The 11,048-nt window shown below is 65.4% G+C and carries 11 protein-coding genes; all 11 read left to right on the top strand.

Going from position 1 to position 11,048, the window contains the following annotated elements; genetic code table 11:
- On the top strand, positions 1-1,026 hold a 1,026-nt coding region (locus RT662_RS03970; RefSeq protein WP_313669352.1), incomplete at its 5' end, for a type II and III secretion system protein family protein.
- Positions 1,027-1,359 carry a hypothetical protein gene (locus tag RT662_RS03975; RefSeq protein ID WP_313669354.1) on the top strand — a complete coding sequence of 111 codons (333 nt, stop codon included), beginning with the start codon at positions 1,027-1,029 and terminating at the stop codon, positions 1,357-1,359.
- On the top strand, positions 1,359-2,588 hold the full coding sequence (locus RT662_RS03980; RefSeq protein WP_313669355.1) for an AAA family ATPase: 1,230 nt from the start codon (positions 1,359-1,361) through the stop codon (positions 2,586-2,588). Before RT662_RS03975 ends, RT662_RS03980 begins: the two co-directional genes overlap by 1 nt.
- Positions 2,585-3,997, top strand: a complete 1,413-nt coding sequence (locus RT662_RS03985) for a CpaF family protein (protein WP_313669356.1) — start codon at positions 2,585-2,587, stop codon at positions 3,995-3,997. Before RT662_RS03980 ends, RT662_RS03985 begins: the two co-directional genes overlap by 4 nt.
- Position 3,998: 1 nt before the next feature.
- The gene (locus tag RT662_RS03990; RefSeq protein WP_313669358.1) at positions 3,999-4,997 is read left to right on the top strand and encodes a type II secretion system F family protein; all 999 of its coding nucleotides are present in this window, start codon (positions 3,999-4,001) and stop codon (positions 4,995-4,997) included.
- 5 nt (positions 4,998-5,002) lie between these two features.
- Positions 5,003-5,992: a type II secretion system F family protein gene (locus RT662_RS03995; RefSeq protein WP_313669359.1), complete on the top strand. Its 990-nt coding sequence runs from the start codon at positions 5,003-5,005 to the stop codon at positions 5,990-5,992.
- On the top strand, positions 5,989-7,257 hold the full coding sequence (locus RT662_RS04000) for a tetratricopeptide repeat protein (RefSeq protein WP_313669361.1): 1,269 nt from the start codon (positions 5,989-5,991) through the stop codon (positions 7,255-7,257). The genes RT662_RS03995 and RT662_RS04000 overlap by 4 nt, the downstream gene beginning before the upstream one ends.
- Positions 7,250-8,284 (top strand): tetratricopeptide repeat protein, encoded by a 1,035-nt coding sequence (locus RT662_RS04005; protein WP_313669363.1) that lies wholly within the window; start codon positions 7,250-7,252, stop codon positions 8,282-8,284. The genes RT662_RS04000 and RT662_RS04005 overlap by 8 nt, the downstream gene beginning before the upstream one ends.
- A gap of 10 nt (positions 8,285-8,294) precedes the next feature.
- Complete coding sequence (locus RT662_RS04010; RefSeq protein ID WP_313669364.1) at positions 8,295-8,780, top strand: prepilin peptidase; 486 nt, start codon at positions 8,295-8,297, stop codon at positions 8,778-8,780.
- Between the two features lie 222 nt (positions 8,781-9,002).
- A complete protein-coding gene (locus RT662_RS04015; RefSeq protein WP_313669366.1) occupies positions 9,003-10,421 on the top strand; it encodes a porin in 1,419 nt (472 codons plus the stop codon).
- A 77-nt stretch (positions 10,422-10,498) separates the two neighbouring features.
- On the top strand, positions 10,499-11,048 hold a 550-nt coding region (locus RT662_RS04020; protein WP_313669368.1), incomplete at its 3' end, for an enoyl-CoA hydratase/isomerase family protein.

An 11,048-nucleotide genomic window follows, 5' to 3' on the forward strand; every position in this document is an offset into this window, starting at 1 on the left:
GAGAATCTGGGTGTGCAGGTTGCCAACGACCGGCTGATCCTGTCGGGCACTGCCAGCAGCGCCGCCGCCGTGCAGCGCGCCGTGACCATCGCCATGGCCTATGCGCCCGACAAGGTGATCAACATGACCGGCGTTGGCACCGCCCAGCAGATCCTGCTGGAAGTGCGCTTTGCCGAAATGCAGCGCGGCACGGTGAAGGCGCTTGGTATCGACAGCCTGGCCTTTGGCAATCAGAGCGATGGCTCGCTGGCGCGCACCAACGGCTCTGCCAACTTCCCCGGCGCTGGCGTGACCGGCTCCTTCGCCGGCAGTTTCAATACCCCTGGCTTCAGTTTCCGCCTGCAGGCGCTTGAGCGCCAGGGCCTGATCCGCACGCTGGCGCAGCCAAACATCATCGCGCTGTCGGGTGAAACCGCCAATTTCCTGGCGGGCGGTGAGTTCCCGGTGCCGGTGGGTGTGGCCATCAACGGCCAGATCGCCATTGAATTCAAGCAGTTCGGGGTTGGCCTCGCCTTCACCCCCACCCTGCTTGAAGATGGCCTGATCAACCTGCTGGTGGCCCCCGAGGTGTCCAGCCTCGATCCGGCGGCTGGCATCGATATCGGCAGCCTGCGCATTCCCGGCCTGAAGGTGCGGCGCGCCCGCACCACGCTGGAATTGCGTGACGGCCAGACCTTTGCGCTGGCCGGCCTGATCCAGAGCGATTTCCGCGACACGGTGAGCGCCGTGCCGCTGCTCGCCAAGATTCCGATCTTGGGCGCGCTGTTCCGGTCAACAAACTTCGATCGGCAGGAAACCGAACTGGTGATCCTGGTCACCCCGCGCATCGTGCGGCCGGTGCAGGCCGGCACCGCCCTGCAGTTGCCGACCGATCGCATCCTGGAACCAAGCGATGCCGATCTGTTCCTGCTCGGCAAGTCCGAACGCCGCGCCCAGCCGGGCACCGTATTGCCGCTGCCCGGCCCGGCCAGCGCCATCAACAAGCCCGGCGGCGTTGCTGCCGACCATGGCCACATCGTGAGGTAAATGATGTTCAAGATTGCGACATCCCTGCTGCTGGTCGCATTGATGATCAGCCTGGCCGGTCCGGCCGCCGCCGATGACAAGCCGGTCAGCGACAAGGGCCTGGGCCTGGTGGTGCAGAACAACATCGCCGCCATGGTGGTTGATCTCACCCCCAGCTATGCCAACGTGAAGATCGAAGGCAGCGACGGCCTGCTGGCCGACGGCGCGGTGACCCGGTATCGCACCGGTCGCGTCAAGGCGCTGATTCCATTTTCCGGCCGGTCGAACTTGGGCGATGCGGCTGGTGCGAGCACCGGTACAGTCAGCAACCAACCGCAGGCGGGGCCACGCTGATGGCCCTGTTGGCGCGTCTTGGTTCGATGGTTGGGCGCGGCGAGAAGGAGGACACGCCGCCAGCGTCTGATTCGGGCGAATTGCGGGTGACGCTGGTGCTGGCGCCGGAAACGGCGGCCACCATTGATCCTTCGCACCTGGCCAACATGGGCGCCGATATCCGCGTGTTTGATGGCGGGCTGGAAAAATTCTCGGTGAACGGGCCGCTGCTGCGCCGCACCGATCTGGTGATCCTGGAAATCGAACCCGATAGCGCCGCCGAACTCGAGGCGCTGGAACAATTCGCCAACAGCGTGGGTGCCCGCATCCCTGTGGTGGCGGCGGCCCATGATCTCACCATCACCGCCACCCGCCGTCTGATGCGGTCCAGCGTGGCCGATGTGTTGCCGATCCCGTTCAGCCGCGAGGAACTGGCGCAGGCGTTGGAAACCGGCCGCGACCGGCTGGGCCAGCTTCGCACCGGTGGTGGCCCGGCCCGCAGCGGCAACGTGATCGCGTTCCAGGGCGTGCTGGGCGGCATCGGCACCACCATGCTTGCCACCCAGCTGGCGCAGATCTGGGCCGCCGAGAAGAAGGTGCTGCTGATCGATCTTGATCTCCAGCGCGGCAATGCGGCGATGTACATGAACCTGAAGCCGCGTCTGTCGATCGCCGATCTGATCGAAGCCGACGACCGGCTGGATGCCGAATTCCTCAAGATGGTGCTGGAACGCCACCAATCGGGTGCCTCGGTGATTTCCTCGCCGACCGACATGACCGCGATGGATCTGGTCACCCCGGAGTTCATCGATCGCCTGCTGGACGTTGCCACCCAGAATTTCGATCTCGTGCTGCTGGATCTGCCGGGGATCTGGATGGACTGGACGGCGATGGCCATCCAGAAGGCCGACATGATGCTGCTGGTCACCCAGATGACCGTGTCGGGTGTGCAGCAGGCCCGCCGCCAGCTTGATGTCGCGGAAGCCAATGGCCTGGGCGACCGGATGCGGGTGGTGATGAACCGGCTGATTCCCGGCCTGTTCGGCAAATATGATCTGAGCGAAGCGGAGTCGGCGCTGCGCAGCCGGGTGCATTACGGCCTGGCCAATGATTTCCCCACCGTTTCGGCGGCGCAGGATGAAGGCCGCAGCCTTGGCCAGATCAAGATGAAATCCCGCATCGAAAAGGATCTGCGCATCATTGCGGCGCAGCTTGGCGATGAACTCGTCAGCATGGGGGCGACGGCATGATCTTCCCGACGCGCCGCAAGACGGGCGCACAGCCTGAGGCCGCCGGCGATGCGCCCGCTGCCAGCGTGCCGGTCGAAACCAAGGTGGCCGCACCGGCGCCGGCGCCGGTGGTGAGCATCAAGGATCGCCGCCGCGACGATTACACTGAACTCAAGGTCACGCTGCACCAGCAGCTGATCGACCGCATCAACCTGGCTGCGCTGGAAACCATGACGCGCGAGCAGATGCAGCGCGACATCGGCGACATCGTTCAGGAAATGCTGAAAGAGAACAATCAGGCTCTGAACGCCGCCGAACGGCGCCAGCTGGTGGAAGATATTCTCGACGAACTGCTCGGCCTGGGTCCGCTCGAACCCTTGCTGAAAGACCCGACCATCTCCGACATCATGGTCAACAGCGCCACCAAGGTGTTCGTCGAACGGCGCGGCAAGATCGAGGAAGTCGGCACGCGCTTTGCCAGCGATCAGCATCTGCTGCGCATCATCGGCAAGATCGTGTCCAACGTCGGCCGCCGCGTCGACGAAAGCTCGCCCATGGTCGACGCGCGCCTGCCCGACGGCAGCCGCATCAACGCGATCATCCCGCCACTGGCCATCGACGGTCCGTGCCTTTCCATCCGCAAATTTCCGCCCAGCCGCACCAGCATCGACAAACTGGTCGAATATGGTTCGATGACGGTTGATTGCGCGACCATGCTGAAGGCCGTTGTCGCCAGCCGCCGCAACGTGATCGTGTCCGGCGGCACCGGTTCGGGCAAGACCACCATGCTCAACGCACTGTCGGCGTCGATCGGCAGCCACGAACGCGTGGTGACCATCGAGGATTCGGCCGAACTGCAATTGCAGCAGAGCCATGTCGTGCGGCTTGAAACCCGCCCGTCCAACATCGAGGGCCGCGGTGAAGTCAACCAGCGCGATCTGGTGAAGAACGCGCTGCGCATGCGGCCAGATCGCGTCATCTTGGGCGAAATCCGTTCCGGCGAAGCGTTCGACATGCTGCAGGCGATGAACACCGGCCACGATGGTTCGATGACGACGCTGCACGCCAACACGCCGCGCGATGCGCTGTCGCGCCTGGAACAGATGATCGGCATGTCGGGTATCGACATCAGCCCGAAATCGGCGCGCGCCCAGATCGCTTCGGCCATCAACGTGGTCTGCCAGCTGGAACGCCTGCAGGACGGCAGCCGCCGCGTCACCTCGGTGGCCGAGATCACCGGCATGGAAGGCGAGATCATCCTGATGCAGGAGATCTTCAAGTTCGTGCGCGAAGGTGTTGACGAACAGGGCAAGGTGATCGGCGAGATGCGCCCGATGGGGGTGCGGCCCAAGTTCATGGACATATTGAAGGCGCGCGGCTTCGATCTGCCGAGCACCATGTTCGATCCGTTCAAGCGCAAGGAGGGTTGAGGTGCAGCTGCCTTCCTTCATCAACGCCGAATTCGTCTTTTACGGCATCGTGTTCCTGGCCGTGGTGCTGCTGCTGGAAGGCGGATTCATCTGGTATCGCGACAATTTCGGCACCAAGCGGCGCGTTTCCAAGCGCATGGCGCTGATCGAGAGCGGGGCGACATCGGAAGAGATCATCACCGCGCTCCGCCGGCAGACGACGGATGTGTCCAAGTCCATGCTGCCGTCGATCATCAACTATCTCGACAGCCGCATGAACCAGGCCGGCATCCGCATGAGCGCCCAGCGCATGCTCAGCTACATGGGCTCGGTCACGTTGCTGATCGGTTTCCTGTTCCCGTTGATCGGCGGCATCAGTGGCCAGATCACCTCGCCCGGTGCCGTGCTGCTGCTGCTGTTTGCCGGTGGTATCGGCATTGCCCTGCCCATCCTGTACATCAACTATATCGCCGCCAAGCGCCTGAAGAAGATCGAAGCGCAGTTCCCGATTGCGCTGGATGTGCTGGTGCGCGGCCTGCGGGCCGGCTACCCGGTGTCGGGCGCGCTGGAACTGGTCGTCAACGAAATGCCGGATCCACTGGCCTCCGAACTGGGGCTGGTGCTGGCGGAAATGAACTATGGCTCACCGCTGCGGGATGCGCTGGAAGGTTTTGCCGGCCGGGTGCAGACGCAGGACATCAACATGTTCGTGGTGTCGGTGGCGATCCAGACCGAAACCGGCGGCAGCCTCGCCGAAATTCTCGACAGCCTGACCCGCGTGATCCGCGACCGCGCCGCCATGGTGCTCAAGGTGCGTGCCCTGGCCTCGGAAGGCAAGATGACCGGCACATTGCTCACCGCGATGCCGATCATCACCTTTGTCGGCGTGTTCTCCAGTCAGCCCAGCTTCTATCTCGATGTTGTCGATGATCCCTGGTTCATGCCGGGCGCGCTGGGCGTGATGTTCCTCTATGTTCTGGGTGTCGTGATCATGCGCCGCCTGATCGCGATCAAGGTGTAACGGCGATGGGCAGCGGAACCCTGGCAAACTGGATCGTGCTCGGACTGGTGTTCGCGGCCGTGATGCTGGTCGTGTTGGCGCTGGCACCCATGGTGCTGGGCCGGTCCGACATCAAGGCGCGGCTGGCCAGCCAGGGTGGTGGTGCCGCGGCCGATAGCGGCCCGGGTAGTATCCGCAACGATCTGATCACCTCGCGCTGGGCGCAATTGCTGCACGAGATTGAATCGCGTGGTCTCAGCCTTACCGACGATGCCTCCGGCAAGATCGCGGAGAAGCTGCAACGCGCCGGCTTTGATCAGCTCTGGGCACCGCGCGCCTACACGTTGGCCCGCGCCTTCGGCACGCTGGCGCTGCCCATCCTGGTGGTGATCGTGCTGGCCGTTGGCGGCAACTGGCCGGAGCCGGCCAAGCTTTACATGATGATGATGGGCGCGGCGGTTGCCGGCCTGTATCTGCCGGGCATCATCGTTGGCTCGCGCGCTGAAAACCGCGCCCAGGAAGTGCTCAACGGATTCCCCGACACGCTCGATCTCATGCTGGTCTGCCTTGAAGCCGGGCTTGGCATCGATGCCGCCTTCAGCCGCGTCGGTTCGGAAATCATCGGCTCGCACCCGCTGCTCGCCAAGCTGTTTGGCCAGGTCAGCCTGGAACTGCGCGCTGGCCGCAGCCGCGAAGTGGCGCTGCGCATGCTGGCCAAGAAGAGCGGCGTGCCGGAAATCACCGCCTTCACCACGCTGATCATCCAATCCGACAAGCTGGGGGCATCGGTGGCGTCGGCGCTGCGCGTCTATGCCGCCGAAATGCGCGAAGCCCGCCGGCTGCGCGCCGAAGAAAAGGCCCACAAGATTCCGGTGCTGCTGTCGATTCCGCTGGTCTGCTTCATGCTGCCTACCATGGTCGCGGTGCTGATGCTGCCGGCGGCGATCGGCATGAAGAACCAGATGGCGCAGGTGGAAAAGCAGAAACAGGCAAATCAGGGTCCGAGGGGCAAATGAAGCAGAAAACCGCGCTTCTCCTGGCGCTCGCCGGCTCATCGCCGGCGCTGGCGGACGGCTTTGATTCGAAAGACATCAGGCCGCGCAGCGACGGCCTGCCCAGCAGCGCCATCGCCAACAACCAGAATGAAGCGGCCGCGCTGGCCGAAGGCCGCAGCCTGTTGGCGGCAGGAAACGCCGCGCAGGCCATTTCCGTATTCCGCCAGGCCCTCGGCCAGAACGCCGGTTCGGTGGCGGCCCTGAACGGCATCGCCATCGCCTATGATCGGCTGGGCCGCATCGATCTGGCCCGCCAGCACTTCGAAATGGCCCTCGCGCTGGAACCGGGTGCCGGCGATATCGCCTATAATCTGGGCTGGAGCCTGCACAGGGCCGGCCAGCATCGCGATGCCATCGCCTGGCTGCAACGGGCCAGCAGCAGTGACGATGGCCGTGCCGCCACCGCTGCCCGCCGCGCCCTGCTGCTGGTGGCCGCCGCGCTGGAAAATGCTGCTCTGGCACCGGCCCTCACCACCGATGCGCCGGTGCGTGTTGCCAGCGCCCGCATCGACATGGCGAGCAGCGGCGAAGCCGTGCTGGTGCTGCCGGGCAAGGTCAGCCATCCGGTCGCAGCACCGCGCCTTGCCGTGGCGCAGCGCGCCGGCGGTGTGCCGGTGGCCCGGATCAACGCCAGCCTTGCGTCGGCCAAGGCCGGCGATCTGCCGATACTGGCCGCCCCGATCACGCTGGCGCAGGACAGCACCGCGGAGCAGCCGTCCCCAACGGCCCTGATTGCGTCGCACCTCGATGGTCTGGCCGCGCTCACCATTCCGATGGCAACGCTGTCGCTGGCCGAAGCGGCCCCGGCCGCGCCGACGGCGGTCACGGCGGCCGTGCTGTTGCCACAGGTGATCAATGTCACCGATGTGCCACCGGATTTCAGCCCGTTGCAGGCTGCCGGCAAACCGGTGGCGCAATTGCTGTTGCCGCCGTTCCAGCCGACCGCGCTGCGCCTGCTCGATCTGGCGGCCTTGCCGGAACTGGCCACGGCCACGCCGCTGGCACCGCGCCGCTTCCTGACTCCGGCCGCCATCGCGGTCGACTGGCTGGCCGGCTTTGATGCCTCGCGCTTTGCCGTCGCCGCCGAAGACCGCGCCCATACGCGGCTGATGACCGCCCTTTCGGCCCAGGCCGATCCCGGCGCCGTTGACGACAAGGACGCCGTGCGTCTGGCCATTGCCCGGCTGGAAGCGCTGGTTGCCCGCATCGGAGCATTGAGTGCCTGATGGTGCCGAACCATTTGGCAAGCCGCCCGAAACGGTTGCGCCACTTGCGTCATCGTCGTCCGAGCGCGACGATCTGTTGACGGCGCGCCCGGCTGCACTGGTCGAACTGTTTCACCGTATTGCGTTCCTGGTGTTGCTGATGGCGCTGGCCATAGCAGTGGTTTCACCGGCGCTGGCCCGGCCGAAGCCGCCAAAGCCGGCGGGCGATACGGCCGCCGCCCCGGTGCAGCCCACCGCGCCGCCTGGCCCCGAAGCGCTGGCCATGCTGGATGCCGCCATCGCCGATGGCCGGCTCGATAATGCCCGCGCCCTTATTGCGCCGATGTGGGCGAGCGGCGTTGCCGAGGTGCAGTTACGCGCCGCCGAACTGGCATTGGCCGGGGGCAGCCTGCCCGAAGCGGCCGAAGCCTTCACCGGCCTGATGGAAGGCCCCATGGCGGCGCTGGCGCGCCAGGGCCTGGGCATCACCCGCCTGCGGGAAGGCAAGGACGGCGAAGCCCGCCCGCTGCTGGAACAAGCCGTGGCCGCCGATCCCGGCCTGGCCCGCGCCTGGAACGCGCTGGGCGTGCTGGCCGACAAGGCGCGCGACTGGCCGGCGGCCGATCTGGCCTATGGCAAGGCGGTGGCCGCGGCCCCGCAGGATTCTGGCATACTTGCCAATCGCGGCTGGTCGCAGCTGCTGCGCGGTCACCACGAAGCGGCCGAGCGTGATCTGGTGGCTGCGTTAAAGCTGCAGCCCACGCTGAAGCCGGCGCGCACCAATCTGGCGCTGGCCCGCGCCATGCAGGGCCGTTATCAAGAAGCATTCCTGCTCAGCGACAAGGCCAGTCTTGCCACCGATCTCAACACCGTGGGCTATGCCGCGATGATGCGCGGCGATCTGCCTGTGGCCGAAGCCTATTTCAACCGCGCGCTGTCGTTGAACCCGCAGTTCGATCGCGCCGCCTGGGCCAATCTGCAATATCTGGCCGAATTGAAGGCCCAGAAATTGCGGGAGCCCAGCGCCGGGCCGCCGCCGCGGTCATGAGCAGCTTGGCATGACCCTCGCCGATGCCGGCCTGTGGCTGATGGCGCTGTCGGTGCTGGCCAGCGCCGGCTTCGATCTGCGCACGTTCGAAATCCCCGATACGATCACCGTGCTGATCATCATCGGCGCCGTGCTGTTCGGCCTTGGCACACCGGGCTTTGACTGGGCCAGCCATGCCGCCGCCGGTGGCGCCTTCTTCGCCTTCGGCCTGTTGGCCTTTGCGCGCGGCTGGCTGGGCGGCGGCGATGTGAAGGTGATGACCGGCTGCGCCTGCTGGGCAACGCTGGGCACGCTGGCGGCGCAGGTCGTGCTGATCGCCATTGTTGGCGGCGTGTTGGCGCTGGTGCTGATGCTGCTGCGCCGTGGCCTGGTGCTGGCCGGTGTCACCGGCGATGATGCGCCGCGACTGGTGCGGGTGGGGGCCGATCTGCCTTATGCCGTGGCCATCGCCGCCGGCATGGCCGTGTGGGGCTGGCGCTTTCTGCCGTTGCCCTGACGTTCGCCCTGTTGCTCGAGAATGTTGTCATGAAGTCGACACATCACGGCAACCCAATCGTCACCTGAATGTCACCTCGCCATAATCTCGGTGCCGCCAGGCCGGCAATCCGGGGGCCATGTCACAAAAGCATCATGCAACTGAAATGTTGCTGTCACCCCGCTGTCATAGTGCGCCCTGAGCTGAGGTCATGCGTGCCCGGCGTTCCAGGGCAGCACTGCAATGACCATCAACCGCCAGCGCCGCACAAGGGGCGCCATGATTGCCTTGCTGGCGAGTCTTGCGGCAATGCCGGCCGATGCCGCCGAACCGACCGTGGACGAATTGCAGCGTCAGATCGACGAGCTGAAGGCGATGGTGGCGGAATTGAAGGCTGCAGCCCGTCCGCAGGCGCCTCCGCCCGTGGCGATGGCCGCTCCCGCCGCCGCTGCGCCTGCGCCTGCCGTGCTGGCTGCACCGTCCGCCATCGTGCTCACCCCGCCGCCCCGGCGCGGCAAGCCCTGGTATGAAAAGCTCACCCTGCGCGGCTATACCCAGCTGCGGTTGAACGAGATCGTCTCGGGCGATGCCAGCGCGCCGGCGGGCGTGTCGCGGCTGCGCAGCATTGGCGATAGCAACATCACCAACGCCAACAATTTCAGTTTCCGCCGGATCCGCCTGATCCTGCAGGGTGATCTCAACGATCATGTCTCGCTCTATCTGCAGCCGGATTTCGCCACCGCAGTTTCGGGCCAGTCGGCGGGCGAACGCCGTGAAGGCTTTGGCCAGTTGCGCGATGCCTATGTCGATTGGTTCCCCCTGAAGGACCATAGCCTGCGCCTGCGCTTTGGCCAGTCCAAGGTGCCGTTCGGCTGGGAGAATCTGCAAAGCTCGTCAGCCCGGTTGGCGCTCGACCGTACCGATGGCATCAACTCGGCAGTACCGTCCGAGCGCGATCTGGGTGTGGTGGCCTATTACACGCCGCCGCAGGTGCAGCTGATCTGGAATCGACTCACGGCTGATGGTCAGAAATTGTTCGGCAATTATGGTGCCTTTGGGCTGGGTCTCTTCAACGGCCAGGGCACCAACCGCACCGAAACCAACAACAGCCTGATGTTCGTCGCCATGGCCACCTGGCCGTTCGCATTGGACGGGCTGGGCCTTGATGGGCAGGTGCTGGAAGTGGGCGGCGCGATCATGCGCAATCGCGTGCAACCCGAAATCCGCACGGGCGGGGTCAGTGCGCTGTCCTATGCCGATAATCGCGTCGGATTCCACGCCATGCTCTATCCGCAGCCCATCGGTTTCCAGGCCGAATGGAACTGGGGCACCGGCCCCCAGTGGGATGATGTCACGCGTTCCATTCAGGAGAAACCGCTGGAAGGCGGTTATGTGCAGGCGATGGCGCGGGTGAAGCACTCGCCGCTGGGTCCGTTCATGCCGTTCGCGCGCTGGCAGCATTATCGCGGCGGCTTCAAGGGCGCGCTCAATGCGCCGCGGCTGGAAACCGATGAACTGGAACTGGGCATCGAATTCCAGCCGACGCCGCCGCTGGAGCTGACCCTCACCTATGGCCACGCCAAGCGCCGCGAGGCCGACGAACGCCGCAGTGGCCGCGCCGAGGGCGACATCCTGCGCGCGCAGTTGCAGTTCAACTATTGAGCCTGCCCAAAGCCCAAGATTGACCCCACCCTGCGCCTGCGCCACGCTGGCGCAAATATCTGGGGAGAGGCAGGCACATGGCGTTGCTGGAAGGCTATCATCGCTTCACGTTCACGCGGGGCCAGTTCGGCCACGAACGGGTGCTCACTGCCACAATCACCGGCAACAACCCGGTGAACGGTGTTGACGAGGCGATGCATGAAGAGCTCGCCCGCGTGTTCACCGAATTGCAGCAAGACAAAGCCAGCGACATCATCGTGCTTACCGGCGCTGGCCGCGCTTTTTGCGCTGGCGGTGATTTCGACTGGTTCGAGGAACAGATCGCCCACCCCAGCCTGTTCCGCGACATCGGCTGGGACGCCAAACGCATCGTCACCAGCCTGCTCGACATCGAAAAGCCCGTGATCTGCCGCATGAACGGCGCCGCCGCCGGCCTGGGCGCCACCATCGCCCTGCTGTGCGATATCATCGTGGCCGATGAAAACGCCGTGATCGGCGATCCGCATGTGAAGGTAGGTCTGGTGGCCGGCGATGGCGGCGCGGTGATCTGGCCGCAGCTGATCGGCTATGCCCGCGCCAAGGAGTTCCTGATGACCGGCGACCTGATCAAGGCGCCGCGCGCCGAGG

Origin of the sequence: Sandarakinorhabdus sp. (assembly GCF_032115815.1) — a bacterium.
Classification (GTDB): Bacteria; Pseudomonadota; Alphaproteobacteria; order Sphingomonadales; family Sphingomonadaceae; genus Sandarakinorhabdus.